Genomic DNA, 23,704 nt, shown 5'->3' on the forward strand with positions numbered 1-23,704 from the left:
CGTGTAGTTGTTGCAGGTCAGGGCGCATGTAGTTGGTGCGCTACATGGCCTGAGCGGGGGCCTGGGGCTCCTTCTCGGGGAGGGGCTGTCCGGGGCTCTGGAGGTCGGCGAGGTGGACCCCGGGGGACACCGCTCCGGCGGCCCTGAGAGAGCCCCGTACGGGCACCTCGTGGGAGGTGCATAGGGCGCGGGTTTGGGCCATCCCCCAGCCGGCCGGAGCGCCCTTCTCGCGGAGGTGTGCGGTGAGGGTGCGGAGGTGCGCTCCGGGGTGGGGGCCGGCGGCCTGTCGGATGTGGTCGTGGAGGGTCTCGCGGGAGGGTGGCCACGGGGCCGGTGCGGGGGGCTCCTCGGTGGCGTCGTCGGGGGTGTCCGCGGCGGCCTTCGATCGGGTGTTGGTGGCCTTTCGGCGGAGGGTCTTCGCTGCCGCCCGTGCGGGCCCCTTCTTCCCCTTCGCCTTGGCGTTGCCGACGGTCTTCTCCGGGGGCTGGACGACGAGCGCGGCGGCGCCCCAGACGATCATCGTGGGGGCCATCAGGATGGGAGTAAGGGTGATCGCCTTGCCGAGGGTGCCGATGGCGATGACGAGGCCGAGGACGCGGTAGGCGATACCGGGCCGGTCGGTGGCCTTCAGACACCAGGTGATGGCGTGCCGGGCGATGGCGATGGAGCCGGAGAGGAGGGTCCAGGGGACGTTGCCGACGCGGAGGACGGGGCGTACGCCGTCCCAGGCCGTACGGAACGGCGCGCCGACACGGTGGGCGTGCTGGGTCAGCCGGCCCATTGGGCGATCATCTCCCCGATCGTGGTGCTGATCTCGGCCCAGGCGCCGCCGGATTGCGCGAAGATCACGGCCATCGCCCAGCCGGTGACTCCGGCGGTGCGCGGCTTGAGCTTGAGGATGTAGGTCAGCAGGACGGAGACGAGGGAGACGGCCGGCATGGTGACGTCGCCGAGCGAGCCGTCACCGCTGCCGACACCGGCTGAGGTGAGGACGCTGAGGACGATGTCTGAAGGCATGCCCCACATCTGTCCGGCGCCTGCTGCTGCGGTGCCCGCGCCGAGCCCGACGGTGACCGCCCCGTTCTTGCTGAGAGCGTGATCGGTGCCCTTGTCCTTGGTGCCGGCGATGAGGATGGCAGTGAGGACGAGGGCTGCGCCGCCGGAGCCGAGCCCGCCGAGCGCGTTGGCGCCAGTGTCGGCGGCCAGGTTGACGTCCATGGTGATGGTGTCCTTCGGGGTCAGGCGGTGGAGCCGCCGCCGTAGAGGGCGAGGGCGAGGGCGGCGGTGGCCAGGGGGATGCGGGCGAGCCAGCCGACGATGCGGGTGATGGGGTGGCGTTCGCGGTCGCGCCAGCCGTGGGTGGCCCATTCGCCGAGGGCAGCGAGGGCGATGACGGCGAGGCCGAGTTCGGTGCCGGCGCTGGGGTCGGTCTCGCCTGCGTGTTCCAGGCGGCCGTGGATCCAGGGCCCGATGCCCAGGTACCAGCCGAGGGCGGCGGCGCTGCCGGCGTGGGCGACGTGCGCGATGCGCTGCCGCTGGGCGGCGTCGGTCACGGTGGCCTGGGTGGCCTGGGTGAGGCCGGCGTGGACTTCCTCTACGGTCTCGATGCTGATCTGCTGCATGGTCGGCGCTGGTGGCTGGTCGGGCGCGTAGCGGTTCTTCCAGACGGTCCAGCGCCCGCCGGGGGGCTGCTCGTCCTGGTCCAGGGCGTCGGTGTCGTCGGCCGGAGTGTTTGCGGGTGTGGGCGGTGTCGACGGCCTCGGCGGGATGGGGGGCACCGGTGGCGCCGGTGGTGCTGCCCAGGCCGGGGGTACGGGGTCCGGCTCTGGTGCGGGTGCGAGGTCGATCATGTCGCCGGGCGCCGGGAGTCGGCCGCCGCCGGCCGGTGGAGCGGGGGTGGTGATGGCGGTGGCGTCGGGCCCGGCGAAGATCTCGTCCCACCAGCCGTCCGGGTCGGCCGGCGGGCCGGCGGTCGGCGGCGTCTCTGCCGGCAGTTCCTCCGGCGGCTGCTCGTCGGCTGGCTCGGTGGCGGTGGCGGTCGGCTGCGCGTCGGGGCCGATGCCGCGCCGTACAAGGAGTTCGCGGATGCGGAGCTCGTCGGCCCCAGGGTCGATGCTCACGACGCCCCCTTGTCCAGCTTGTCCAGGAGACGGTTGTGGGTCCGGACGATGGTGTCCCGGGCCGTGTCCTGTCCATGGACAGCACGGACATGGGCCACGGTTTCCTCGCGGGACAGGCCGGTGGCGATGGCCTGGCGAACGGTGTCGGACACGGTGGCACCCGCTGCCGGCCGCAGGGGCCGGACAGTGGTGTCCTGCCTGGTCGGCAGCGTGTTGTCTGCGTTGTCCAGGACGGCCTGGACGGTGCCGGTGTCCACCTGGATGCCGTGTCCGGCTAGATGTCCGGCAATGTCCTGGGCGGTCGCGTCGGGCATGGTGCGGGCGCGGGCGAGGATCATCGTCCGGGCGGGGCCTGAGAGAGCGGTGTTCGACTGTCCAGGGCGGGTGTCCGGCCTGTCCGGGTCGGTGTCCGGGGTGTCTTGCTGTGAAGCGACGAGGGCCGCGTACTGGGCGTCGAGGCGCGCGAGTTGCCGCTGCTCGCCGGCCAGGGCGAGTCGGGCGCCGATCTCGGCGCGGCGGATGGCGAGCCATTGCTGCGAGCGCGGGTCGAGCTGGTGGGCGGTGTGTTGGTTCGCCAGGGTCCACAGGCCCTTGGCGAGGGCGGAGACCAGGGCGCCGGTGATGCCTGCGGCGAGGGCGCCGACGATGTGGCCGTGGACGATGACGGCGGCCATCGCGATGCCCAGGGCGGCGTGGCCGGCGCGGCGGGGTGCCCGGGCGCGGTCGGCGTCGTAGCGGCTGAGCCACTCCAGGGCCATGCAGCCGATCCACAGCACGTCGAAGCCGGCGGCGACGGTGTAGGCGATGGGTGCGGGGACGGTGGCGGCGAGGAGGTCGCCGACGTTGGCGGTGGTCCACGCGACGGAGGCGGCGACGAACGCAGCGGCGCCGGCTTGGACGCCGACGAGGACGGTGTGGTCCCAGTCTCGTGGGGGGACGGGGACGCGGACGGTGTACTCCTCGGGGACCATGCGGGTCTCGCCGTTGATGGTGTGCGGCACGGTGCGTGTGCGGGTCTCGGCGCGGGTCTTCACGGGCGCTCCTGGGCATGGTTGGGCACGGGCCGGCGTGGGCCCGGTGATCGGGTGGAGTCGGTTACAGGGCGACGGCCAGGAGGCCGGCTGCGGCGAGGAGGATGGTGGCGGCGGCGGAGGCGCGCACCGCGTGAGCGAAGAGCGCCATCTTGCGGACGGCGAGGCGGGCGAGGCCGACGGTGTCGCGGTCGCGCTGGTCGACGGTCATCTCTGTGCGGAACTGCTGGGCGGTGAGACCGGCCCAGCGGGGGAAGCCGCCGGCGGGCTGGCTGCCGGGCGGGCGCAGGCGCGGGAGGACGACGGCGAGCAGCAGGAGGGCGCTGGCCAGGGTCGCGGCTCCGGCGAGGCCGGCGGTGATGGTGGCTGCCGGGTGTCCGGCGTGGGCGGTGGCCCAGGTGCCGGCGGCCAGGCCGGCGTCGTAGGCGAGGAGCAGTGCGCTCTTGGTGTCGGCGCGGGCGATCTCGGCGCGTACCTCGGCGTGGGCGTCAGCAATGCGGGCGTTCGTGGGGTCGGGCGTGTGCATGTGGGGTCTCCGGTCGGGGCCCGCCCCGGGTAGCGGGGCGGGCCGGCGCGGGTTCAGCGGCTGCCGGCGGCCTCGTTGCCGTGGCTGGTGGCGAGGCCGAGCAGGGTGCGGCGTTCGGCGGCGTCCTGCTCGGCGCGGGCCTGGGCCTCGCGGTAGTCGTCCAGGTCGGTGCGCAGTGGCGGGGTGTCGGCCGGGGTGGCGCTCATCGGGTCACCGCGCGGCGGTGCTGCTCGGTCTGGAGGCGGGTGCGCAGCTCCAGCGCGTTGGCCAGGGACACGCCCCTCAGGTGCGGGATCGTCGCGTTCAGGTCCTGGAGAACGGTCTGGATGTTGGCGTTGGGGGCGGCGGCCAGCGCGGGCGAGGGCTGGGCCGGCCGGCTGGTGCCGGTGATGCCGGCGGGGGTGGCGCGGATGGTCAGGCGTCGGCCGGCGACCGGCCTGCTGGTGCCGATGGCGACGAGCCGGCGGGTGTCCTCGGGAGGGGTGGCGTGGATACGATCCGTCATGGCTGTCCGTCCTGGTAGTGCAGGTGGATGGCTGACCCCGGCCCGTATGGCGTTCCAGCGCCGGGCCGGGGTCTTTGTGCATCAGTAGCTGGGCTACTTCCAAAGAGCGTATGGGGTCCCATACACTCTTGGCAAGCGGCCCGCCCAACCCGAAGGGGCCGGATGAGCGAGGAGGAGGTGCAGCGGGTGATGGAAGCCCTCGACGCGATCGAGCGCATCGGGGACCCCGAGGCGCGGGCGCGAGCGATGAGCCGGGTCATGGTCGACCAGGCGAAGCGCACCGCCGCATGGAAGGCGCAGCGGCGAGAGTTGGTGTTGTCCCTCAGGCGGGACAAGGTGCCGTACCGGGCCATCGCTGCCCGCCTGGGGGTGTCCCTGGGGACGGTGCAGGACATCGAGCGTGGCTACTCGGGCTCAGGCAAAGACCGGCCCCGGAAGGCCGCCGGCGAAGGAGAACAACAATGACTACGGAACGGGCATCCCGCCTGAGCGCAGACGCCCAGGCGATCTTGCAGATCGTGCAGGAGTGGGCCTTGGTGAACACCGGTTCCCCCGCTGCGGCTGACCTAGTGCGCGACTTGAGTGCGGCCGGCTACGAGCCGCCGGCGGAGACCGCCACGCCGCGACCTGCGTCCGCCCGGCCGGCCCGTACCAGCCCCGACCGGCCGCTGACTGCGGCCGAGATCGCGGCCTTGGCTGAGCCGGGGTGCACGGATTGGCGGAAGGACAACCGCAACCGGGACCTCTGCCCAAGCCCAAGGTGCCGGCGCTGCGCCTACCTGCGCAGGTTGTAGGCGGCTAGCGTCGCGAGTGCGGAGATGGAGGCCGAGGATGGATGACCTGGTGCAGTGGCTACGTGAGCAGCTTGACGAGGACGAGCGAGTCGCGCGGGCGGCGACGGAGCGGCAGCCCTACGACCAGTGGGATGCCGTAGGAGACGATCGCGAGGGCGAGACGGCCCGAACGTTCTGGTCCGTGGTGCACATCGCCTCCATGGAGCGGACCCCTGCCGCTCGCGACCTCGCCACTTTCATCGCCGCCCAGGATCCGGCGCGGGTGCTGCGCGAGGTCGATGCCAAGCGGCGGCTGCTCGACCTGCATCACGTCGTCGGCGGCTGGGAGGGCGAGGACGGTAACGGCCTCGGGCACGGCTGCGAGGAGTGCGGGCACTCCATGGAGTACAGCGGCCAAGGGGGCTGGTGCGAGACGGTCCGCGTGCTCGCTCTGCCGTACGCGGACCGGCCCGGCTACCACCCGGAGTGGCGGCCGTAGCCCGGGCAGCACGAGGCCCCCGCCGCAGTGATGCGGCGGGGGCTTTGTCGTGCCTCAGTGGAGGATCGCGGCCAGGGCCATGACGACGAGCACCCCGGCACCGAGGAGGACAGCGGCTTGCCGGAGGTAGTCCGTACTGCCGACGGTGCGTACGGCCCGCCACAGCTCGGATGGCGGCCGGGGCCCCGCCGGCGGGCCGGTACGGGTGATGCCGTCGTCGGGGATGAGGCCGTGGTGGGCGCGTTCGCGGTGCTCGTCCCGGTCGGCTCGGGCCTGGTCCTGCCAGGCCCGGGGTGGAGCGCTCGCGCGGCAGGCTTCGCAGCGGTAGACGTACGGCACGCCTGCACGCTACCGCCTGGCACGCGGGCCCGGGGGCAGTTCGAGCCCACCGTGAGTACCGTCTCTGTCATGAACAGCAGTGACGTGTTCTCGTTGGTGGCATTGTGTCTCTCGGCCGGCGCCCTTGGCGTGACTGCCCTGGCCCGACGGGACAGTAGGCGCTCCGCCAACGCGGCTGAAGGGTCTCTGACCCTTCAGCGAGAGGAGGCCGCAGCGCGGCGGCGCGCGGCCGAGCCGCGAGTGGAGCTCGTCTTGGAGCACGTCAGGGGGAGCAACTTCAGAGTGCTCAACCGCGGGGCCGCGACAGCCGCGGGCGTGGTGTTCCTGGACGAGGGCCGGCCAGCGCTGTTCGGCTGGCCGGATGAGCCAGTCACCCTGGCGGGCGGGAGCAGTCACCTTTTGTCCATGCAGGGGGCTGGCGGGAAGCGCATGCCTGTGCAACTCCTGGTCACCTGGGAGGGGCAGGAGGAGCCGGTACCACTCCAGGTGCCGCCGCGTACGGACTGACAGCGGGCCCGAGCGTGTCGCCCGCGAGCCGCAGACGTTGTGCCTGGTGTGACCGATGACGAGGTGTGGGCAGCCCTGGAGCAGCCGGGCGAGCGGGCGCCGCTGCTGACGGTGGGTGAGGCACGGGCGGTCGTCGGCCTGCTGCGCCAGTTAGCGGCCGACGATCAGGCCGGGCCGGCCGCCGAACTGGTCGGACGGCTGGCCCGACGCCTACCCAGTAATCAGCCGAGGTAGCTGATGTTCAGGACCGCCAGCGTGCGGCGCGTATGCCCGATGAAGATCAGCGCGGTGGTGTGCGGGATGACCAGGAGCCGCATGTACGGGTCGTCGGCGCCGTACGGCTCGGTCGCGCCGATCGGGTCGTCGGCCGCAGCGGCGAGCGCGAGGGTGAGCTGCTCTCGGGCCTCCGGTGGGAGGGCGTCGTGCACGGCTTCGACGGCCGGGTCGTAGGTCAGGCGGTAGGTCACGCGGTGTCCCGGTGGTGATGGCGCCGGTCCTGGGCGCTGTCAGGTCGTCTCCCACCCGGGAGCGTAGTGGATCTGTTGCGGGACGTGACCTGATTGGCGGATTACGCAGCGCCCCGGCTGCGAGCCCGGGCGGCGTCGGCCTGGATGCGGTCGGTTGCGTCGATCCACTCACCCGGCAATTCCTCACCGCGGGCATCGTGCTGAGCAAGGGCGCGCCCACGGTCGGCGGCGTCGAGGAGGTTCTTGGCGACGCGCTCCCACCGGGCGAACGTTGGCAGGAGTTCGTGGGCGGGCGCGCGGTTGATCTCGCTGAGGAAGCGAGATCGCAGTGCAGGTGCGCCGAGCGCGTCGGCAATGCGGTCGATGGTCCAGGGCGCGTCACTCATGCTCGTGGGACCCATTTCTCTCTGCCGTGACACAAAGGGTTTCTCCACAGTAGCGGAGGTGATATCACTCCGCCGCACCTTCTGAGCGCTGGCGCCGGGCGGCTGCTCGCGCATCGAGCTCGGCGTGCCTGGCGGCCGGTAGGACCGGGCGGTGGACGTCGCGGTGGACCAGGTCCGCCGTGTACGCCCCGGCTGCCGCGAACGCGGCGAGGGACCGGTGGATCTCCCGGGCGACGCCGACAGCACGGTGGCGTCCGCCGACGCAGCCGACGGCAACCACGACGGACCGCTGGGCCTCTGTGGCCAGGGTGTGCGCGGCGAGGGCGGTGGTGTGGGCGAGTAGGCGGGCGCCGGGGGTGGCGAGGACGTGGGCGTACACGGGGGCGTCCAGGCCGGTGAGGTGGCGCATGGCCGGGTTGCGGTGGGGGTCGTGGAGGGTGCGGCGGAGGTCAAGGGTGATGTCGGCGGTGGGCGGTTCCAGCGGCGTGTGGTCGTCGTCGGCCAGGGTGCCGGTGTGGCCGTAGCCGAAGCTGATCACGCGTACGAGCATTTTGGTGTTCTCCGGGGTGGGGTTTGGCTCGCCCCGGGGGTGGGGCGAGCGGGGTGGTTAAGCGGCGGCTGGCTGGTGTTCCGTCCAGGTGCGTCCGCAGTCCGCGCACTGCACGGCCGGCGGTTGCCCGTCGCCGCCGTGGACTTCGAGCCGGTCGCCGCGGCATGCGGGGCAGGGTCGGCCGGCCGACGTGGTGCGGCGGGCTTCGCGGAGTGCCCGGTCGAGTCGGCCGACAGCGGCGTCGGCGACGCGGGCGATGCGGCCGACCCGTATCGCGCCGAGCGGCAGGAACGGTCCAGGCCCGGCCTCCAGCCGGGCAGCGAGCCAGGCCGCCGCGTACGGCGCCGAGCGGGTCCCGGGGTAGCGCCACCGGCGGGGGTCGGCCGCGTCCTCGGCGGCGAGCTGGTCCCGCTGCTCGATCTCGGCCGGGGTCCAGCCGGCACCGCGGGGCGCGCGGGGCATGGCCGGCCGCTGGATCTCGGCGGCGATCACGTCAGCGCAGTGGACGAGCGCGTCTTCGATGGCGCGGATGGTGTCGAGGATGTCAGCGGAGATGGGCATCGGCCGCGGGCCCGGGGCGTCGGGGTTGGTGTCGGCGCGTTCGGCGCGGTAGGCGTCGCGGGCGTCGTCGTCCAGGACGAGCCGGCTGATGCCCATGACCGGTGGCCACTGGCGGGCCTGGTGTTCGGTGAGCGCGTCGTGGAGGTCGCCCCACCGGCTGATGATGTGGTGGAGCTGGGTGAGCGTGTTGGCGGGGGTCATCCGGTGTCTCCTGTCGTGCGTGGTGCTGGGGGTACGGTGGTCCCGCCTGGGGCGCCCCGGTCGTCCGGCCAGATGTCGGGGGCGCCCCTTCCGCGTGCTCACGGGGCGGGCGGTTGCTCCAGCTCCTCCAGCGCAGCGCGGGTGAGTTCGCGGAGCCGGCGGTACTTCTCCTCGGTGGTGTGGCCGTCCCAGCCTTGGTGCGTGCCGCCCGTCGGCTCGACGTGCTCGACCAGGTCAGCGTCTCGGGGCGCTATGTGCCAGCTCATCTGGCCGGCTGGGGTTTCCACGATGAGTACCGGCCAGTCCGGGGCGGTGGGGTCGGTGGGGCCGATGTGGGAGGGGTGGAGCGCGGCGAGATACGCGATGAGGTGGGCGCGCTCGCGGTACGCGGCGTCCCGCTCGGCCTCGGCCTGCTCGGCGCGGCGCTGGAGCTGGTCGAGTCGATTCCGGTGGTTCCCCTCGAAGCACGTGCTCGCCTGACGGGCAGAGTCCAAGACGCGCTGGGCCGTGGCCAGCCGGCTCTCGGCCGCGCTGCGGTTCCAGTGCCAGATCCACTCGGGCGCCGTGCACAGGGCGATGGGCCGGTTGGGGTCGGGTTGCTGCTCACCGGCGCGCAGTCGGACCACCTCTGCGGCGAGCCGGTCCCGCTCGGTCTCCGCGCGCTTGGTGCTGCGGCGGGCGGAGTGGAGGCGTTGCTCGGCGTCGGCCAGGCCGGCGATGACGCCGCTCCGCCGACGAGCGCGCGCTTCGGCGCCGGCCTTCTCCGGCTTCATGCCGTAGTACATGCCGAGGGCGGTCCAGACGTCGGTCCAGTTGTTGGCGCTGCGGATGCGGTCGAGGGTGGTCTGGGCGGCGGTTGGTGTCTGGGCTCGGAGGCTGAGTGCGGCTGATGCGGCGGCGCGTTGCTGCTCGCGGAGGCCGGTGATGCGCGCGGCTTGGGCGGCGGTCTCGTTCTCCAGGGCGACGGCGATCCGCCGGGCCTGGTCCCGCTCGGCGTAGAGGGTGTCGAGTGCGTCGTCGGTGATCGTGTCGGCAGTGAATCGCTCAGTCACGGTCGGCCTCCGCGTCGGGGAAGATCATGCGCATGTCCTGGGCGGTGAGGATGGCGTACGCCAGCCGCAGGACGGGGGCGTCGTCTGGCAGTGGGAGGTCGGCGTCGGCGGTCTGGGTGAGGAGGTCGGCCAGGATGGTGTGGAGTTGGTCGGCCGGCGGGAGGTGGGTGGGGCTAACGCGGGCGTAGTCGGCGGCGTCGTAGAGCAGGTCGGCGGTCATGGTGTTCTCCTGGGTGGTTGGGGCCCGGCCGCGCGCGGCGGCCGGGCAGGCGGGTGGGCCGCTGTATGTCAGGACCCGTCAGCGCCGCGCGGGATCAGCACGTCTACGCCGCAGTCCGGGTATGTGCAGATCCCGCCGTCCGGCAGGTCATCGGCCTCGACTGGGACGCAGTTCGCTGCGCGTGCGGCGGGTGGCGGCACGTGGTCCAGGCAGCGCAGCATGCTGGTGGAGAGGGAGCGGTAGGCCACCATGTCGGCCATCAGCTCGCCTCGCAGTCGTGGTCGTCGGCGACGAAGGGATCGCCGTGCTCGTCGTGGAGTGTCAGGCCGTCGTCCGGGTCGTACCAGCCGTCACCCCGGGCGCCGCATGCACCGCACTCCCAGGTGCCGGCCAGGCTGATGCCGATGCCGGTGTAGCTGCTGCTGCTCATCAGCCGGCCCCCTGGGGGGCGTTGGCGAGGCGCAGTAGCACGGCGGCGTGGCAGTGGTCGGGCTGGCCGGGCGCTGGCAGCGGGCACCAGCACACGAGGTCCCGGCCGGCGAGGGCGCGGCGGATCTCGTCGTCGGCCGGGTAGGGCATGAGGTGCTCGGGGTGCGGGTGCCCGTTCCGGGTGGCGAGGAGGTTGGCGAACAGGTCGGCGGCGGCGACTCGTTCGCCGACCGAGCCGTCGTAGGCGGGGTAGGGGTTGCCCCAGCGTGACGGCGGGCCGACGTAGACGGCTCCGGCCGGTACGCGCCATCCCTTCGTACGGCGGCGTTGGATACGGGTGGGCATCAGGTCTCCTGTGGTTGGTAGGTGGCGATGTCGGGCAGTACGTCGGCTGGTTGGCCGGGGGTGCGGTCGGCTCACTGCGGGCGGGCCCGGGTCGCGACGGGGAGGGGCTGCTGTACGGGGATGGCGAGTTGGCCGGCGGCGGCGAGGCCGGCGTGGTCGAGCGGGGGCCGGGGTTCCTCGTTGGCCCGGCCAAGCGTTGGGCGGGTCACGCGCGCCCCACTTCCGCCTGCCGCTTGCTGGCCGGGGCGACGCGATACTCCTCGGCCGCGAACAACCCGTCCGCCTGCGGTGGCTGCGCCTTCGCCGCGCGCTTGGCCAGGCGCCGCGCCCCGTCGTAGCAGGGCCGGCACCAGGCCAGCAGCGGGGTGTTCTCCGGGGGGTAGCTGGTGGCGACGTCCGCGGGCGCGGCGATGAGCTTGATCTCCCCCACTCGGCTGACGTGGTCCCCGCTGGCGTGGAGGCACCGTCCCGGCTTCCCGGTCTTGCGGTCGGTGTGCTTGGCGCCGCACGCCCCGGTGCACTGGCAGCGATGGCCTGCGGCGTCCATGACGGGAAGCCAGATGTTCGCTCCCGCGATGGGGGGCCTGGTCACTGAGGCACCCCCGTCCACTGGAAGGCCGCGTGCTGGGCCGCGGTGAGTTCCTGGACGTGCAGGGCTAGCTGGCCACCCTTCACCACGCCACCGATGCGCATGTCAGGCCCGATGACACGGGTGTGGTCGTCGTCCTCCAGGACTCCCGCGTCGACCAGCCCGTCCACCGCGGCCTTGAAGCTCGGATAGAGGTTGGCCGGGTCGAGCCGGCGCCGCGTGGCCGGGTGGATGATGGCGAGGATGTACGCGTGGCTCATCACCGGGGCAGGCGAAGCCGCGGCCAGCGCGGCGCGCAGCCCATCGTGTTCGGAGCAGGCGGCCATGGCCGCGCCGCGGATGGTCGCGGTGACCTCGGCGCGGACACGGTGGTGCACGCGCTGGTTTGCGTTGAGCAGCTTCATCCCCACTGGCAGGGCCAGCGTGTAGCTGCGGAGTCTGGGCGGTGCCGTGGTCATAGGGTGCCCTCCCTCGGGCAGTGGTGGTCGCGGAGTACGGGGTGGCGTGCGGGCCCCGCGGTGATGTGGGTGGTGCCGCGCCAGGTGATGCGCTGGGTGCCGAGCGCCCCGATGACCAGGTGCCAGGTGAGCCGGCCTTCCAGCAGGGCGCGGACCTCTTCGAGCGGAGTCAGCGGGTCGAGGTCGAGGGCAACATCGAGGGCCGCCACCCGCCCCGGGCGCGCGGTCAGCACCGGGGCGCCGCAGCGCTGGCAGGTGGTGGGGATCGCGTGGTCGGAGGTGGCGGCGATCTTCGCGTCGAGCCAGCCCGGGGTGCTCATCGCGCCCCCTGCGAAGGGGTTCGAAGGGGTTGCGAAGGGATCGCGAAGGGGTTGTCGAAGGCTTTGACCTGCACTTCGTAGGTTTCGAAGCCGTTTCGCAGACCTCGGTTACCTATACGAATAGAGAGAGGTGTGCATGTCTCATGTGCGTAACCCTCCACACACCCCTTCGATCCCTTCGAACCGCAGGTCAATGCCTTCGCGCACCCCTTCGACAACCCCTTCGCAACCCCTTCGAACTCCTTCGCGGCCACCGACATCACGGCCTCCCGTCGAAGGTCGTCAGCCGCAGACCGAAGGTGATCGAGCGCCGAGTTTTGGGGTGCTTGTGGCTGTCGATGCCGCGCTCCTTGAGCGCCAGGACGAACGCCTTGATCGACATGGGGCGCATGCCGGAGGCTTCGGACCACAGCTTGTAGTTCGCGTACAGCAGCCCCGTCTCCGTGCTGTACTCCGCGCCCTCCGGGACGGTCTGCTCGTCCATCCACATGACCATCGGGTCGGAGTTCGCCAAGTGCTCGCGGGTCTTCTCCTGGACCGCCGCCGGCACATCCAGGCCGCGCTGCTGCCACTCGATACACCCGGCGATAGCCCAGTTCAGTACCCCAGCGGCCTCGCTCGCCATGATCTTCTCGTCCAGCTTGGGCACGCGCCTGTTCGGAGGGACCGTGACGTCCCACCCGATGTCCTGCAAGCGCCGGGCGATCCCGTGCCCGCCGCCGACGTTGGGCAGGTAGTTGGTGGCCAGGTGGATCTTCCCGACGGGGCGGAAGTCGAAGAACTCTGCACGCATGAAGCGGGCGCTCATCGGGTCTTCCCCGGTGAGCTGCTTGACGAGTTCGTCGTCCAGCCGCTTGCCGGCCGACGTCTCGGTGGTGGCGAGCAGGCGCTTGCCGACCATGCGGGCCACGTCGTTGGGGATGCCGTCGGATTGCTTGGCCAGCAGGGTTGACCTGGGCACCGACTGGGCGTAGTCCCCGAGGAGGGCCATGAGGACGCGCATGAACACGCCCTTGCCGTTGGCCCCGTCCCCGTGGTGAATGAACATCGCCTGCTCCTGCGTGGACGCGGTCAGCGTGTAGCCGACGACCCGGGCCAGGTAGGTGCGACGCTCCTCGTCCGGCATCGCCGATGCCAGGAAGTCCTCCCACCTCGGCGCCTTCGCGTCCGGTTCGTAGCGCACCGGGGACTGCTGCATCAGGTACAGCGTGCGATCGTGCGGGTGCAGTTCGCCGGTGGTGAGGTCCACCACTCCGTTGGCGACGTTCAGCAGCAACTCGGGCCGGTCGAAGTGGTCCATGTGCACGTGGAGCGCCGGGTGCGCCTGGAGGATCTCGCGCGCCGCAGCCAGGCGCGTGCGCATGCGCTGAGTGCGAGCGAACTTCTCGAAGCGTTCGCGTTCGCTGAGCTGCTCCTCCTTCGTCGGCTTGCAGTCGGCCTCAAACACCGGAGGCTTGTCGTCGTAGTTGTCGGCCTCGTCGCGCAGGTTGTCGATCGTGGACACGACCCGGGTCCATACGGCCGTGTTCGCGCCCTTGAAGGACCAGCGGCCCGCGTCGTAGGTGGCCCACTGCTCGGTGTCGGTGACCCATACGATCTCGGTGCCGTAGCGGTCGACCACTCGCTGCGCGTTGCCGATGTCGTCCCAGTCGCGTGCCGGCATCGGCATGGGGAGCAGCGGGCGGGGCTCCTGTGGCGCGGCCCAGCCGCTCTCCTGAGCCTCCGGGGCGAGGGCTGTGGCGCCATCGCTGCGCGGCCCGGAGGACGCCGCCGGTGGTGACGGCGGGGGCACGGCGCGCAGGTGTTGAGGCCGCTCCCCGTACCCGCGCCGGCGCAGTTCGCGTGCCGCGCCCGAGTGGTCACCACCGTGGGTGAGCAGCGCGTAGGCGCCGAACTTGGTGTAGGGCCGCTCCGCATCGAACTCGGTGCTCGTGGTGAACACGTACAGCCGGTCCCGGTCGGCGGCCCGCCCGGTGGTCGCGGAGATCCCCGGGGTGTCTTTGCCGGGGCGCCGCCAGTAGGTGGTGCCGCCGATGGTGCGCAGCGCGGTCCACCCGTGTGGGGTGAGGATCTCTGCCCAGGTCGTGCGCGCCTCGAAGTCATCCCCCGGGGTGAGGCCGGTGGCAGCGCCGGCGGGGGCGTCGCTAGAGAAGAGGAAGGCCGTGGCCTCGTCCATGGCCGGTGGCTGGGCAGGCGGGGCTGGCGGCTCTGACGTGGGGACGCTGTCGACCATGCGGCACAGCAGGTGCAGGGCGCGGTGCTCGTCCGCGGTGACGGTGGGGCACGTGTCCGGGCCGCCAGCGACGATCTCGTACGGCAGTCCGCTCGCGTGGACTGGGCCGCTGCTCGGCGCGGTGACGACGAAGCCGCCCTCGCCGCGGGTTTCGATCAGCCCTCGGGTGATGACCTTGCCCGGGTGCGTGGCCAGCAGCTCCCGCTCGCCAGGGGTGAGTTCGTCTTCGCGGGCCGGGCGGCTGGCCAGCTTCGTGTTCCCGGGAACGGGGCCCCCGGTGACGCGGTAGTGGAAGTGCAGGCCGCCGGAGGGCGAGCGCTCCAGCCACCCGGTGGCGATGCGCGTCCACAGCTCGGCCAGTCCGGAGGCTTGGGCGATCTCCGCGAGGGTGTCGAGCACGCCCTCGTCAACGGCGCGCCCCTCAAGCTCCAGCATCTCCAGGCCACCGCTGACCGAGCCAGTGATGACACCGATGCCAGGGTGCCCCTCGGCGAACCAGCGGTGCAGTGTCGCCTCGTCGGCGCGGGCCTGCTGGTAGTGCCGCCAGGTGCCGCGGGGCCGCTTGCTTCCGTCCGCGTGGACGGAGATGACCGAGCACCCGGCCGCGTGCAGTGCGAGCGCTGCGGCCAGCGTGTCCGGTGGCGGCGTGGTGCTCAAGGGGCTCTCCTCGCGTCGTACGGGGTGGTGCAAGTTGGGGAAGCGCCCGCCCGCGGGGTTGCACCGCGGGCCCCGGCGTGGTTACCGAGCGGGCTGGCCGGCCCGTGGCCGCGGAGTCGAGTCGCGCGGTCACGGGGGCGGCTGAGGGGATCAGAACGGAGGTGGGGTGGCCGAGCCGCCCGCGGCCTGCTGCGCCTGCTGCTGGGCCAACAGTGCTGCCGTGGCCGGGTTCTGGGCCGCTGCGGCGAGCTGCTCCGCGGTGAGCCCGCCGACGGTGCCGCCAGGCTGCTGCGCGGCGGTGGCGCCAGGGTCGGGCGTGTTCAGCTCGTTCTGCGCTGAAGACACGTACACCGCGTCGTAGTTCTTCGGCGCGTTGAAGCGGGGGTTGGTCTTCTGCCCGTCGCGGGCGTAGGTGACGGTGAGGGTGCCGCCGATCTCCAGCCCGCGGGCCCCGGAGGCGCGGACAGCGGCGGCCACCGCGTTCTTCATCTGCCCCTTGATGTAGACCCTGCGAGCCCCGTCGTCCTCCGGGTTCAGCGGGTCACGCTCGGCGGTGGCCAGGGTGACGACGAGCTGCATCTGCGGCTTCCCGTCGTCCCAGAACTTCAGCTCGCCAGTGGTGAAGTCGCGCTGCTGCTCGACGGTGGGGCGCTCGGTGATCCTCCCGGAGACGGTGGTGCCCAGGGTGGGGAACTTGGCGCTGGTGACGCCGCCGCCCATGAGGAAGTCGTCGGCGGAGGGGGTCTGCTGCATGGGAACGGTCATGAGGTGGGTCTCCTTATGCGATGAGTGCTTCGAGCTGGGTGCTCTTGGCTTCGTTGTTGGCCCCGGGGCAGCCCTGGCTGAGATCGGTGCTGCCGGGCCTGAGCCATGGACAGAAGCGGCAGTTGGGCCGCTCGGCCATGGGGATCTGGTGCCAGCGCTCGGGGTGCGCCTCGGGGTCGAGGTCGAGCACTCGCTGGCGGATGCGGTCGAGCCGGGCCAGCGCCGCCTCGGCGACGCTGCGGTCGTACGGCTCGGACCAGACGTGGACCTTGAGTTCGTGGTGCCGCGCGATGAACACGACGACCACGCGGTCGGGCGCTTGGCCAGCGTTTTCCTGGCCGAGCCCGTACAGGTGGGCCTGCACGCGGTACTTCTCGCCTGGGCCCTGGCGCCGGTACTTGTCCAGCGAGGACAACCCGACGAGCTTCCAGTCGTAGTTGAGCTTGGCGAGCCGGTCGTAGAGGTCTGCGCTGCCGCAGAGCGTGGACTCCTCGGTGTAGCCCTCGCGTACGGTGACGCGCTCCTCGATGGCGTAGCGCAGCACCCCGCCACCGATGTCGACCTGACGCGCGGCGAACTTCTCGGCCATCCACATGTGGAACCCGGTGCCGATGATCGCGGCGATCGGGTCGTGCCGGTCGTTGGTCTGCGGCCAGGCGAGCATGCGGTAGCTGAGCTGCCGCTCGCACGGTTCCCCAACGTCGGAGGGGCCGATGGCGACCTGCTGGCTCCGCGCGCTGGCCGCGTCGCTCGCGATGATGAACTCGCCGATGCGCTCGGCCAGTCGCTCACCGAACTCGTCGCTGCCGGTTGCGATCACGCGGATGCTCCTTTCTGCGCTGGGCGTCGGCGGCCCAGGGCGTAGCGCGCGCGGGGGCTGAGGCCGCCGCGGATGCCGTGCCGGTAGCTGGGAGCGCAGTCGCCTTCCTCGGAGAGCGCTGCGGCCAGGCATTCGGCTCGTACGGGGCAGGCGGCGCAGATCCGTCGCGCGGTGACAGCGCTGCTGCCACCGATCTCGGGAAAGAACAGCTCGGGATCGACCTGGGCGCAGACAGCGGAGGCGGTCCAAGTCGCGGGCAGGGTGGCCATCTGGGCGGCGGGCCACCCGGCGGCCGGGGCGCTGGTGGCCCCGGCCTGCGCGGTCGTCGTCACGCGGCATCACCTCCAGGAAGGCAGCCGCAGCCGCCCCAGTCCGCGGTGTCAAACAGGCCGTCCTGCTCACCGCGCCGCTCGGCGCGCCGGCGTAGCTCGGTCAGCGTCAGCGGCACCGTCTTCCCGCGACGCCGATCCCGCAAGATCGCCACGTCACCCCCGTGGCGCTCCCGCAGCCGGGCACGCAGGGCTTCTTCTTGCTGCTCGACCTCGGCGTACCGCTCCGGCATGGTGCGCAACAGGTGGACCCACTGCGCCTGACCCCCGCGCACGCATCGGCCACCGCAGTTGTTGTGGACGAATCCCTGGGCGTACAGCTCCGGCCGGCGCACGCCGGCCCCCTCCGCCTGCTGGAGGATGTCTTCCTTGTCCAGGTACGGCGGCCCGGCCAGCGGCGCCTCGACGTGCCACGGGACGGGGAGGAGGTTGCGGCACCCCGGACCGGAGCGGCGCCCGTGGCTGGCGTCAGGGCCTTCGACATTCGCGAACAGGTCGGCGCACAGCCGCTTCCGAAACTTCCCCGGGGCACACCCAGCGAGGGTGTGTGCGTACCCGAACCGAATCGCCGGGAGCCGGTGAGTTTCCGACCAGTCGATGCCGATGTAGATGGTCGTGCTGGCCGGGTCACATCTGGCCTCCAGCCAGGTACGGCTGGGGATCTGCTTGAGGAGCTGCGAGCAAGGCGCGATCCGAGCGTTGCCCACGACAAGTTTGTCGTTGAAGACCTGCCAGGGATCACGCCCGTCAGCAACCACAGTCAGCGGGACGCCGATGAGCGCGCTGGCCTCCGCGTTCCACCGGTAGAGGTCTGGGTCCTCGTAGCGGGTGTCGGCGAAAAGGAGCACCAAGTTGTCGGTGCCGTACCGGTCCGCCACGAGGCGGGCGGTCGCGTAAGAGGTGGCGCCGCCGGACCACATGACCACGTGGGTGTGCGTCACGCGGCATCACCGCCCGTCGACGTGCAGCGGCAGTCCTCGAAGGTCCGCGCACACTGCGGGCACCTGCCGTCGAGGTCGCTGGCCACCGCGTGGTTGGGCCGGTAGGCGCGGTCGTGTCCGCCAGCGACGACGAGCACGCCGCGGCGGGCGAGAGCCGCGAGGTCCTTGCGGGCGGTGCTGCGCTGCCGGATGCCCCAGGTCTGGCTGCCGGATGCCCCAGGTCTGATAGAGCTGTTGGGCGCGGCGGGTGGTCCACGTGCCGCCCTCGCAGCGGACAGCGGTGAGGAGACGATCAATGCGGTCAGTCATTGACAGCCACCGCCTGCTCGAACTCCAGCGGGGTCAGCCACTGGCCGATGATCCAGTTGTGCATCACGCAGTCGTCGGCCTCGCAGCGCCATGGGTCTACCACCGGCCCGCCCGGCACCGACCATTCCCTGCACCGGCACCGGCTCTTGAAGGCGTTTCGGCGCGCCCGCATGCGGGCCAGAATCTGGCGCTGGGTCGGCTGCTCCCAGTGGTGGAGACCGCGGCCGGGTAGCTGCTGTTGCCCGTGGTGGCGCTGCTCGGCTCCGCACCAGCGGCACCCGTTGGGGGGCGGGGGGTGTCCGTTGCGCCAGCGGATATGACCGTGACGGAGGGTGGTGAGGCGGTCAGGCATCGCGCACCGCCTCGGCGGCCTGCCGGCGCAGGAGGTACGCGATCTGCTCGGCGGTGTTGCAGGGGCAGCCGGCTCGGCTGGCGGCGACGTCGGCGGCCTCCCGCAGCACGGCGGCGCGGGCGGTGTCCTCGGCGTCCTGGGCGCCGGGCTCGTCCGGCAGGGGCGTGTCCTGGGCGCTCACGCGGCGCTCCTCTCTACGGTCGGCGCGACGGGGCGCCGGGTGGTGGTGGCGAGGTAGCCGTCCTCGGCCAGGGCCAGGCCCCGGTCGTCGTCGGCGGGCAGGTCCCAGTGGGCGCAGTCGGCCGCGTGGCAGCCGGACGGCAGGTCACGGCAGGTAGAGCCGTCGCAGGTGGCGCTCACTCGTCACCGCCCGCCGGCTCGTCGGCGCCGTGGTCGTCGGCGGCGTTGCGGCACAGGGCCGAGCAGTACGCGCTGCCGGCCGGCACCGGGTGGTCGCACTCGGCACACGTCGTGGAGCTGGTGGCCTTGATCCACTCGTCCAGGCGGGCGTCGCGGATGTCGGCCGCGCTCGCGGCGATGTCGGCGTGCATGGCCGTGGCGGCGGCGAGCGCGAGCGTCGCGTGTGCCTGCGCCTCGGCGGCGAGCGCGTGGCCCTGGGCCACGTCGAGGCCGTCGCCGTAGGTGAAGTAGTGCGCGCGGTCGAGCAGCCACTCGGCCTGGCGGTAGTGCTCGGGGCCCGTCATCGGGTACCTCCGGGGATGTCGTGGCGCGCGGCGGCGCGGGCGGCAGACGCCGCGGCGCGGGAGTCGGCGACCGGGTCCGTCACCGGCCGAGGCCGGCGGTCCGCCCGGGCACCGACGGCCCAGCACACGGCCAGCCAGCCACCGAGCAACAGCGAGATCAGGGCGAGGAACGTCACGACTCGCCTCCGTCCACGGCCGGCGGGGCCGACGGGATCAGCTCCGGGTGGTCGGTCGCGCAGTGCACGTAGGCGCGGTCGTTCGCGTCCAGCAGGTGCCGCTGCTCCGCGAGCCGCGCCTCCAGGACCTCCAGCGGCACGTCCAGCGCGGCGATGTCGGTCCGGCGCGGGGCCGGCGTCGGGGCGGCCATCACAGGTAACCCGCCTCGGTGCGAGCCGCTCGCCGGGCGCGCATCCGCTCCAGCCGCTGCCCATCCGACGGCTCGACCCAGGCGTGCCAGCCGGCCGCCCGCGTCCACTGGCGGGCGTGGCCGCGCTCCGGAATCCCGCAGTGCCGGCAACCGTCCGGCTCCAGCACGGCCGGCCGGCCCACCGCCAGCCCGTCGGCGCGGCCCTCAGCCGCCCGCAGCGCCTCGGTCACCTCGGCCAGCGCCGAGTTCGTCGCGTGCCGCTCGGCCTCCAGCTCGGCCACCCGGGCCCGCAGCCGCTCCGTCTCGGCCGCCGTCGCCGGCGACTGGAGCAGACCCGCGGCCTCCAGGTCGGCAGCCAGACCAGCCGCCGTCACCCGTCCCCGCACCTGCGCCGCGTGCAGCACACCCGCCGCAGCGTTCACCCGCTTCGCGTTCACCGGGCCACCGCCAGCCGGACGCCCGCCAGCACATCCTCACCAGCCACGACCGGCACATGCACCCGCACCGCCACGGACGAACCGTCCGCACGCCGCGGGGTCTGCGTGTGCAGCGTCCACAACGCCGCACCGTCCTGCTCCGGCCCGCGGTGCACCGTGCCACCCAGGGCGTACAGCCACGCGGCCAAGTCGTCCACGTCCGCGACTGCGATGTGCACGGCGTCGGCCCGGGGCACGATCGTCGGCGCCGGCAGCGCCAGGTAGTCGAGCATCGAGCGGACGGCGTGACGGTTGTCGCCGACGAGCCGCAAGTGGGTGGGTGGGCGTTCGATAGGCTGAGCGCTCACGGTGAGCCTCGCTTCCTTGGGATAGGTGAGTGGGGTGAAGCCGAGGTCCCGGCTGCCGGTGTGTCAGAGCCCGGCGGTTGGGACCGCGCACCGCTAGGCGGTGCTCTTGAGTCGCTTCGTCGACGTGCTACGGCGGCGAAGCTGGGAGATCTTCCCCGGCTGTGCAGGCACGTGACACAGCTCGCGGATCGCGATGCGGTCCTGCTCGCTCAGCCACTTGGCCTTGCCCATACGGGTGTGGGGGAAGCCATGCCGGTTAAGGCCGTCCAGCAGCCACCTCACCCCGCACCCGAGGTCCTCCGCGGCCTCCTCGGGCTTCATGTAGCCGTCGCGTCGCATGAGTGCGGCGGGGGTCTCGACCTCTGTGGTCGTCGGCATGTCACCTCTCTTCTGGCTCCCCTTTGGTGAGGAGCTCGTCGTCTGTGGCATTGAGGGCTGTGCGGAGGGCTACGTAAGGCCCGGGACTCATGCGCGTCCGAGATCCGGTTTCGAGCCGCTGCAAGTAGCTGCGGCTGATGCCGGCGGCCTCAGCGGTGGCTCGCATGCCGAGCCCTTGGCGCATCCGGGTACTGCGTAGCGCCGTCCCGTTCACCTCGAAGGTGGCTGGGAGTGGTGCCATGCAGAGACTCTACGAGTTTCTAACATCAGAAACTAGCAGTACCAGGCAGTAACATGCAGAAACTTGTAACTTCGAACGGGGCGGGCACTCTGCCGGCCCGGCGGCAGGACGGAAAGCGGACAGCTTGATGAGTGTTCCTAGCTGTTCCTGAGAGGGACTGCGATGATGGGCGTCATGAGCACCCCCCGCGACGAAGCAGCGCTACAGCGGCTGGCCGGGCACGTCACCCAGCGCAGAGTCGCCCTACGCCTGCACAAGTCGGATGCAGCCAAGGCGGCAGGCATCACCATCAACACGTACAACCAGGTGGAAGCAGGCCGGCCCGTGCGCGCCCTCACCTACGGGTCCATCGAGCCGATGCTCCACTGGGCTCCCGGCTCATGCCTCGCCATCCTCAAGGGCGGCTCGCCCACCCTCGTAGAGCCGGGCGGAACCGGGGCAGTGATCTCCCCGGTCGACAGTGGCGACCTCGAATCCGACATCGCCCAGGCCGTACAGAACGCCGCGATCTCCGTCAGCGACAGCCTGACCGCGTCGGAGATCAGAGAGCTCAAGCGCCGCGCCGTGGAGGAGTTCAAAACGATCCGCGGACAGGCCGCCACCGACCCCAGTTGACGTAGGACCAGGTCTAAAGGCGCATTAACGTGCGACAATTACCGCTCACTTGGGAGGTCCCTCAATCCCTCAGGGGGGACTTGTGCACAGAATGATGACGGTCGATCTTGGGGCAGGATTCAACGCCTTCCGCGGCGACATAGACGGCGAGGAGGTCTGTCTCCTCAGCCTCCACGTCCTGCATGACTCTGACGCGCGCGCCGCAGCGAGGGCCCTGATCACGCGTCAAGGCGGCGACTGCCGCACCTGCCAAGGCTGTCTCATCGGACAACGCGAGTAGCAGACGAAAGCAGAGCAGCGCATGCCGAACATTGAATGGCGGGGGAGTAAGTGCCGTGTCAAGTGGTGGGCTGGCGAGTACCTGCCCAACGGCCGCAAGAAGTACGAAAGCGCCTCCGGCTTCGACACCGAAGACGAAGCACGCGAATACGGACTTGACCGCGAGTACGACGTGCGCCATGGGAAGCACGTCCAGAAGAGCCGTGGGGACCTACTCATGGAGCGGTACGCCCTGCCGATCTGGCTGCCAAACCAGGATCTGCGCCCCGAGTCGATCAAGACCTATCGGTCTATGATCAAGTCCCACATCCTCAAGAAGTGGGGCCACATGAAGGTGGGAGAAATCGACACTGCCGCCTACCTCACCTGGCGCGGCGAACTGAACCGCAAGGTCGCGGCGAAGGAGATGTCGCGGACCTACGCAGACGACATCCTGATGGTCTTCGGGATGCTGATGACCGACGCCGTAGTGAGGTACAAGTACCGATCCGAGTCACCGGTCCCACCTCCCACGCCACGCCGGGGCAAGTACGTGAAGAAGGCTCGCAAGAAGAAGCGCCCACTCGCGATGGGCCCCGTGTACCAGCTTGCAGTGAACGCATACACCGTGTGGGGCTTCACTGGCTGGACGTATATCTGGCATGCAGCATTCCAGGGCACACGCCCAGGCGAGATGTACGCCCAGCAGCGAATCTACTCTTCGCCTACCTGGCCCGCCTCCGATCCAGACCCTGAGCAGCGCCTAGAGTCCGTCGAGCGGTACGCGCAAATCCCCGCCACACGGGTCGAGTTCCAGCACCAGTGGGTGGACGGGAAGAAGACACTCACCGCCCCAAAGTATGAGTCGCATCGCACGCTGGTCGAAGCGCCGTTCCTCACGGCAATGCACCAGGCCCTCGCTGCCTCACACGACTCGCGATGGGCATTCCCCGCACTGAACGGGGGGGACCTGCTGGGCGCACGGTTCGACCGCGACTACTGGGGACCCATCCGCGACGGAGCCCCAGCTCGCGAGTCGAGGAGGGACTTCACGCGCCCCGCGATCCCGCCCGTCGAGGAATTCTCCGTGGGCGAGTGGCCGATCTACCGGCTGCGGCACTGGATGAAGGAGTGCCTCGATGAGGAAGGGCACTCGGAGACCGCAGTCGAGACGCGCATGGGGCATGAGATCGCTGGCGTGCGCGGCCTGTACGGGAACCTGACCATCAAGATGGAGCGTGACATCGTGGAGGCTCAGCAGCTCCGATGGGATACCTTCTTCGATGCCGCCGGAGGGCTGTGGATGCCCCCGTTTCCCACTTCTCTCCCAGTCGCCCAAGAAGCAGCGTGATAGTCGCAGCTCAAGCGGCAAGTTCGCCCAGCGGCCCCGTGATGGCCAAGCTCATCCGCCAGTTCAGCGGCGAATGGGAGATGACGGCGATGGGCGAGTACGTCGACTCGCGCACCGTGCGCGGCATGGTCAAGCCCGGAGGCGCGGCGCTCTGACCCGCCAGGGCACGCGCGGCCGACCGACCGACCGCTCCGGCGCCGCCCCGACGGCGCCGGTCCGGCGTCCGCCACCGGGGACGCACCCGCGCCGCGGCACCTCAGCAGTCCGCCCCGCCCGCCACCCGCCGTACGGCACGGGGCGGGGCGGGGCGGGGCGGGGCCGGCTGGCGGGCTAGCACCACGCGTGCGGCCGGCCCCGGGGCGAGCTGAGCAGCGCCGGATCGACACCGGATCGGGGCCGGGCGGTGGGGTTCGGTGTCGGGACGGTGTACGGACCGCACTCGGGCGACGCCCGCGAGTCACCCGCCGTGAGTCCACTGTCAGTCCCTGGACCTAAGGTAGGACCCATGATCCCGACCAACCCCCCGTCCGCAGGCCCCCGTTCGCCCGCCGCGCTCGCCAACGACGCGATCCGCGACTTCGTTGCGGGCAACCGGTCCTGGTCCCCCACGGAGCTCCAGGAGTTGGACCGGCTGCGCGCGGCCTGGCGACAGGCCATACGCGAGGAAGTCGTCCAGGCCGCCTGACCCCACGGGCCGGCCCGCCCGGCCCAGCACCCCGGCC

The 23,704-nt window shown here is 71.6% G+C and carries 43 protein-coding genes and 1 pseudogene; 8 read left to right on the forward strand and 36 right to left on the reverse strand.

Annotation, left to right across the window (positions count from 1 at the left end; all coding sequences use genetic code 11):
• Positions 1 to 40 precede the first annotated feature (40 nt).
• From ACMA1D_RS02005 to ACMA1D_RS02035, 7 genes are all read right to left on the reverse strand, one after another.
• Positions 41 to 781: a hypothetical protein gene (locus tag ACMA1D_RS02005; RefSeq protein WP_414722089.1), complete on the reverse strand. Its 741-nt coding sequence runs from the start codon at positions 779 to 781 to the stop codon at positions 41 to 43.
• Entirely contained in the window at positions 769 to 1,218 is a 450-nt protein-coding gene (locus ACMA1D_RS02010; protein WP_414722090.1) for a hypothetical protein, read from the reverse strand. Before ACMA1D_RS02010 ends, ACMA1D_RS02005 begins: the two co-directional genes overlap by 13 nt.
• A 20-nt stretch (positions 1,219 to 1,238) precedes the next feature.
• Positions 1,239 to 2,120: a hypothetical protein gene (locus ACMA1D_RS02015; protein WP_414722091.1), complete on the reverse strand. Its 882-nt coding sequence runs from the start codon at positions 2,118 to 2,120 to the stop codon at positions 1,239 to 1,241.
• On the reverse strand, positions 2,117 to 3,154 hold the full coding sequence (locus tag ACMA1D_RS02020; RefSeq protein ID WP_414722092.1) for a hypothetical protein: 1,038 nt from the start codon (positions 3,152 to 3,154) through the stop codon (positions 2,117 to 2,119). Before ACMA1D_RS02020 ends, ACMA1D_RS02015 begins: the two co-directional genes overlap by 4 nt.
• Positions 3,155 to 3,215: 61 nt before the next feature.
• Positions 3,216 to 3,677: a Pycsar system effector family protein gene (locus tag ACMA1D_RS02025; RefSeq protein ID WP_414722093.1), complete on the reverse strand. Its 462-nt coding sequence runs from the start codon at positions 3,675 to 3,677 to the stop codon at positions 3,216 to 3,218.
• Between the two features lie 53 nt (positions 3,678 to 3,730).
• Positions 3,731 to 3,883, reverse strand: a complete 153-nt coding sequence (locus ACMA1D_RS02030) for a hypothetical protein (RefSeq protein ID WP_414722094.1) — start codon at positions 3,881 to 3,883, stop codon at positions 3,731 to 3,733.
• Positions 3,880 to 4,182, reverse strand: coding sequence for a hypothetical protein (locus ACMA1D_RS02035; RefSeq protein WP_414722095.1), 303 nt, complete (start codon positions 4,180 to 4,182; stop codon positions 3,880 to 3,882). The genes ACMA1D_RS02030 and ACMA1D_RS02035 overlap by 4 nt, the downstream gene beginning before the upstream one ends.
• Positions 4,183 to 4,344: 162 nt before the next feature.
• Between ACMA1D_RS02035 and ACMA1D_RS02040 the strand changes: the two genes are divergently transcribed.
• Both ACMA1D_RS02040 and ACMA1D_RS02045 read left to right on the forward strand, forming a co-directional pair.
• Positions 4,345 to 4,647: a helix-turn-helix domain-containing protein gene (locus ACMA1D_RS02040; RefSeq protein WP_414722096.1), complete on the forward strand. Its 303-nt coding sequence runs from the start codon at positions 4,345 to 4,347 to the stop codon at positions 4,645 to 4,647.
• Between the two features lie 366 nt (positions 4,648 to 5,013).
• Positions 5,014 to 5,454: a DUF6221 family protein gene (locus tag ACMA1D_RS02045; protein ID WP_414722097.1), complete on the forward strand. Its 441-nt coding sequence runs from the start codon at positions 5,014 to 5,016 to the stop codon at positions 5,452 to 5,454.
• Positions 5,455 to 5,508: 54 nt separating this feature from the next.
• Here ACMA1D_RS02045 and ACMA1D_RS02050 read toward each other — a convergent pair whose 3' ends face one another.
• The gene (locus tag ACMA1D_RS02050) at positions 5,509 to 5,793 is read right to left on the reverse strand and encodes a hypothetical protein (RefSeq protein WP_414722098.1); all 285 of its coding nucleotides are present in this window, start codon (positions 5,791 to 5,793) and stop codon (positions 5,509 to 5,511) included.
• Positions 5,794 to 6,045: 252 nt separating this feature from the next.
• Here ACMA1D_RS02050 and ACMA1D_RS02055 point away from each other — a divergent pair, with 252 nt between their 5' ends.
• Both ACMA1D_RS02055 and ACMA1D_RS02060 read left to right on the forward strand, forming a co-directional pair.
• Positions 6,046 to 6,300, forward strand: a complete 255-nt coding sequence (locus tag ACMA1D_RS02055; RefSeq protein WP_414722099.1) for a hypothetical protein — start codon at positions 6,046 to 6,048, stop codon at positions 6,298 to 6,300.
• A 48-nt stretch (positions 6,301 to 6,348) separates the two neighbouring features.
• Entirely contained in the window at positions 6,349 to 6,534 is a 186-nt protein-coding gene (locus tag ACMA1D_RS02060; RefSeq protein ID WP_414722100.1) for a hypothetical protein, read from the forward strand.
• Here the strand turns inward: ACMA1D_RS02060 and ACMA1D_RS02065 are convergent.
• From ACMA1D_RS02065 to ACMA1D_RS02200, 28 genes are all read right to left on the reverse strand, one after another.
• The gene (locus tag ACMA1D_RS02065; protein ID WP_414722101.1) at positions 6,522 to 6,767 is read right to left on the reverse strand and encodes a hypothetical protein; all 246 of its coding nucleotides are present in this window, start codon (positions 6,765 to 6,767) and stop codon (positions 6,522 to 6,524) included. The two genes, ACMA1D_RS02060 and ACMA1D_RS02065, sit on opposite strands and share 13 nt — an antisense overlap.
• Before the next feature lie 101 nt (positions 6,768 to 6,868).
• Complete coding sequence (locus tag ACMA1D_RS02070) at positions 6,869 to 7,153, reverse strand: hypothetical protein (RefSeq protein WP_414722102.1); 285 nt, start codon at positions 7,151 to 7,153, stop codon at positions 6,869 to 6,871.
• A gap of 64 nt (positions 7,154 to 7,217) precedes the next feature.
• On the reverse strand, positions 7,218 to 7,703 hold the full coding sequence (locus tag ACMA1D_RS02075) for a hypothetical protein (RefSeq protein WP_414722103.1): 486 nt from the start codon (positions 7,701 to 7,703) through the stop codon (positions 7,218 to 7,220).
• 57 nt (positions 7,704 to 7,760) lie between these two features.
• Positions 7,761 to 8,465, reverse strand: coding sequence for a hypothetical protein (locus ACMA1D_RS02080; protein WP_414722104.1), 705 nt, complete (start codon positions 8,463 to 8,465; stop codon positions 7,761 to 7,763).
• Positions 8,466 to 8,563: 98 nt separating this feature from the next.
• Positions 8,564 to 9,517, reverse strand: coding sequence for a hypothetical protein (locus tag ACMA1D_RS02085; protein WP_414722105.1), 954 nt, complete (start codon positions 9,515 to 9,517; stop codon positions 8,564 to 8,566).
• Positions 9,510 to 9,737, reverse strand: a complete 228-nt coding sequence (locus tag ACMA1D_RS02090) for a hypothetical protein (RefSeq protein ID WP_414722106.1) — start codon at positions 9,735 to 9,737, stop codon at positions 9,510 to 9,512. The genes ACMA1D_RS02085 and ACMA1D_RS02090 overlap by 8 nt, the downstream gene beginning before the upstream one ends.
• 68 nt (positions 9,738 to 9,805) lie before the next feature.
• Entirely contained in the window at positions 9,806 to 9,997 is a 192-nt protein-coding gene (locus tag ACMA1D_RS02095; RefSeq protein WP_414722107.1) for a hypothetical protein, read from the reverse strand.
• A complete protein-coding gene (locus tag ACMA1D_RS02100) occupies positions 9,997 to 10,167 on the reverse strand; it encodes a hypothetical protein (protein WP_414722108.1) in 171 nt (56 codons plus the stop codon). Before ACMA1D_RS02100 ends, ACMA1D_RS02095 begins: the two co-directional genes overlap by 1 nt.
• Positions 10,167 to 10,511 carry a DUF4326 domain-containing protein gene (locus ACMA1D_RS02105; RefSeq protein ID WP_414722109.1) on the reverse strand — a complete coding sequence of 115 codons (345 nt, stop codon included), beginning with the start codon at positions 10,509 to 10,511 and terminating at the stop codon, positions 10,167 to 10,169. The genes ACMA1D_RS02100 and ACMA1D_RS02105 overlap by 1 nt, the downstream gene beginning before the upstream one ends.
• A 71-nt stretch (positions 10,512 to 10,582) precedes the next feature.
• Positions 10,583 to 10,720, reverse strand: a complete 138-nt coding sequence (locus ACMA1D_RS02110; RefSeq protein WP_414722110.1) for a hypothetical protein — start codon at positions 10,718 to 10,720, stop codon at positions 10,583 to 10,585.
• The gene (locus ACMA1D_RS02115; protein ID WP_414722111.1) at positions 10,717 to 11,103 is read right to left on the reverse strand and encodes a hypothetical protein; all 387 of its coding nucleotides are present in this window, start codon (positions 11,101 to 11,103) and stop codon (positions 10,717 to 10,719) included. The genes ACMA1D_RS02110 and ACMA1D_RS02115 overlap by 4 nt, the downstream gene beginning before the upstream one ends.
• Positions 11,100 to 11,558, reverse strand: a complete 459-nt coding sequence (locus tag ACMA1D_RS02120; protein WP_414722112.1) for a hypothetical protein — start codon at positions 11,556 to 11,558, stop codon at positions 11,100 to 11,102. The genes ACMA1D_RS02115 and ACMA1D_RS02120 overlap by 4 nt, the downstream gene beginning before the upstream one ends.
• Entirely contained in the window at positions 11,555 to 11,878 is a 324-nt protein-coding gene (locus ACMA1D_RS02125) for a hypothetical protein (RefSeq protein WP_359329389.1), read from the reverse strand. The genes ACMA1D_RS02120 and ACMA1D_RS02125 overlap by 4 nt, the downstream gene beginning before the upstream one ends.
• 259 nt (positions 11,879 to 12,137) lie before the next feature.
• A complete protein-coding gene (locus tag ACMA1D_RS02130; RefSeq protein WP_414722113.1) occupies positions 12,138 to 14,768 on the reverse strand; it encodes a phage/plasmid primase, P4 family in 2,631 nt (876 codons plus the stop codon).
• Positions 14,769 to 14,918: 150 nt separating this feature from the next.
• A complete protein-coding gene (locus ACMA1D_RS02135; RefSeq protein WP_414722114.1) occupies positions 14,919 to 15,533 on the reverse strand; it encodes a hypothetical protein in 615 nt (204 codons plus the stop codon).
• A gap of 13 nt (positions 15,534 to 15,546) precedes the next feature.
• Entirely contained in the window at positions 15,547 to 16,353 is an 807-nt protein-coding gene (locus ACMA1D_RS02140) for a hypothetical protein (RefSeq protein WP_414722115.1), read from the reverse strand.
• Positions 16,350 to 16,685, reverse strand: a complete 336-nt coding sequence (locus ACMA1D_RS02145; RefSeq protein WP_414722116.1) for a WhiB family transcriptional regulator — start codon at positions 16,683 to 16,685, stop codon at positions 16,350 to 16,352. Before ACMA1D_RS02145 ends, ACMA1D_RS02140 begins: the two co-directional genes overlap by 4 nt.
• Positions 16,682 to 17,623: a hypothetical protein gene (locus tag ACMA1D_RS02150; RefSeq protein ID WP_414722117.1), complete on the reverse strand. Its 942-nt coding sequence runs from the start codon at positions 17,621 to 17,623 to the stop codon at positions 16,682 to 16,684. The genes ACMA1D_RS02145 and ACMA1D_RS02150 overlap by 4 nt, the downstream gene beginning before the upstream one ends.
• On the reverse strand, positions 17,620 to 17,919 hold the full coding sequence (locus ACMA1D_RS02155; RefSeq protein WP_414722118.1) for a hypothetical protein: 300 nt from the start codon (positions 17,917 to 17,919) through the stop codon (positions 17,620 to 17,622). The genes ACMA1D_RS02150 and ACMA1D_RS02155 overlap by 4 nt, the downstream gene beginning before the upstream one ends.
• Before the next feature lie 357 nt (positions 17,920 to 18,276).
• Positions 18,277 to 18,465, reverse strand: a complete 189-nt coding sequence (locus ACMA1D_RS02160; protein WP_414722119.1) for a hypothetical protein — start codon at positions 18,463 to 18,465, stop codon at positions 18,277 to 18,279.
• Complete coding sequence (locus ACMA1D_RS02165) at positions 18,462 to 18,644, reverse strand: hypothetical protein (RefSeq protein ID WP_414722120.1); 183 nt, start codon at positions 18,642 to 18,644, stop codon at positions 18,462 to 18,464. The genes ACMA1D_RS02160 and ACMA1D_RS02165 overlap by 4 nt, the downstream gene beginning before the upstream one ends.
• Entirely contained in the window at positions 18,641 to 18,988 is a 348-nt protein-coding gene (locus ACMA1D_RS02170; RefSeq protein ID WP_414722121.1) for a hypothetical protein, read from the reverse strand. Before ACMA1D_RS02170 ends, ACMA1D_RS02165 begins: the two co-directional genes overlap by 4 nt.
• The gene (locus ACMA1D_RS02175) at positions 18,985 to 19,164 is read right to left on the reverse strand and encodes a hypothetical protein (RefSeq protein ID WP_414722122.1); all 180 of its coding nucleotides are present in this window, start codon (positions 19,162 to 19,164) and stop codon (positions 18,985 to 18,987) included. Before ACMA1D_RS02175 ends, ACMA1D_RS02170 begins: the two co-directional genes overlap by 4 nt.
• Complete coding sequence (locus tag ACMA1D_RS02180) at positions 19,161 to 19,355, reverse strand: hypothetical protein (protein WP_414722123.1); 195 nt, start codon at positions 19,353 to 19,355, stop codon at positions 19,161 to 19,163. Before ACMA1D_RS02180 ends, ACMA1D_RS02175 begins: the two co-directional genes overlap by 4 nt.
• Complete coding sequence (locus ACMA1D_RS02185) at positions 19,355 to 19,792, reverse strand: hypothetical protein (protein WP_414722124.1); 438 nt, start codon at positions 19,790 to 19,792, stop codon at positions 19,355 to 19,357. The genes ACMA1D_RS02180 and ACMA1D_RS02185 overlap by 1 nt, the downstream gene beginning before the upstream one ends.
• Complete coding sequence (locus ACMA1D_RS02190) at positions 19,789 to 20,139, reverse strand: hypothetical protein (protein ID WP_414722125.1); 351 nt, start codon at positions 20,137 to 20,139, stop codon at positions 19,789 to 19,791. The genes ACMA1D_RS02185 and ACMA1D_RS02190 overlap by 4 nt, the downstream gene beginning before the upstream one ends.
• A gap of 93 nt (positions 20,140 to 20,232) precedes the next feature.
• A complete protein-coding gene (locus tag ACMA1D_RS02195; RefSeq protein WP_414722126.1) occupies positions 20,233 to 20,517 on the reverse strand; it encodes a hypothetical protein in 285 nt (94 codons plus the stop codon).
• Between the two features lies 1 nt (position 20,518).
• Entirely contained in the window at positions 20,519 to 20,758 is a 240-nt protein-coding gene (locus ACMA1D_RS02200) for a helix-turn-helix domain-containing protein (RefSeq protein ID WP_414722127.1), read from the reverse strand.
• 174 nt (positions 20,759 to 20,932) lie between these two features.
• Between ACMA1D_RS02200 and ACMA1D_RS02205 the strand changes: the two genes are divergently transcribed.
• From ACMA1D_RS02205 to ACMA1D_RS02220, 4 genes and pseudogenes are all read left to right on the forward strand, one after another.
• Positions 20,933 to 21,373, forward strand: coding sequence for a hypothetical protein (locus tag ACMA1D_RS02205; protein ID WP_414722128.1), 441 nt, complete (start codon positions 20,933 to 20,935; stop codon positions 21,371 to 21,373).
• 301 nt (positions 21,374 to 21,674) lie between these two features.
• Positions 21,675 to 22,982: an integrase gene (locus ACMA1D_RS02210; RefSeq protein WP_414722129.1), complete on the forward strand. Its 1,308-nt coding sequence runs from the start codon at positions 21,675 to 21,677 to the stop codon at positions 22,980 to 22,982.
• Between the two features lie 32 nt (positions 22,983 to 23,014).
• Positions 23,015 to 23,137 (forward strand): annotated as a pseudogene (locus ACMA1D_RS02215) (TerD family protein); the annotation flags it as partial.
• A 350-nt stretch (positions 23,138 to 23,487) separates the two neighbouring features.
• Positions 23,488 to 23,667, forward strand: coding sequence for a hypothetical protein (locus ACMA1D_RS02220; RefSeq protein WP_414722130.1), 180 nt, complete (start codon positions 23,488 to 23,490; stop codon positions 23,665 to 23,667).
• Positions 23,668 to 23,704 lie beyond the last annotated feature (37 nt).

Source organism: Streptomyces sp. 796.1, assembly GCF_047525675.1.
Lineage (GTDB): Bacteria > Actinomycetota > Actinomycetes > Streptomycetales > Streptomycetaceae > Streptomyces.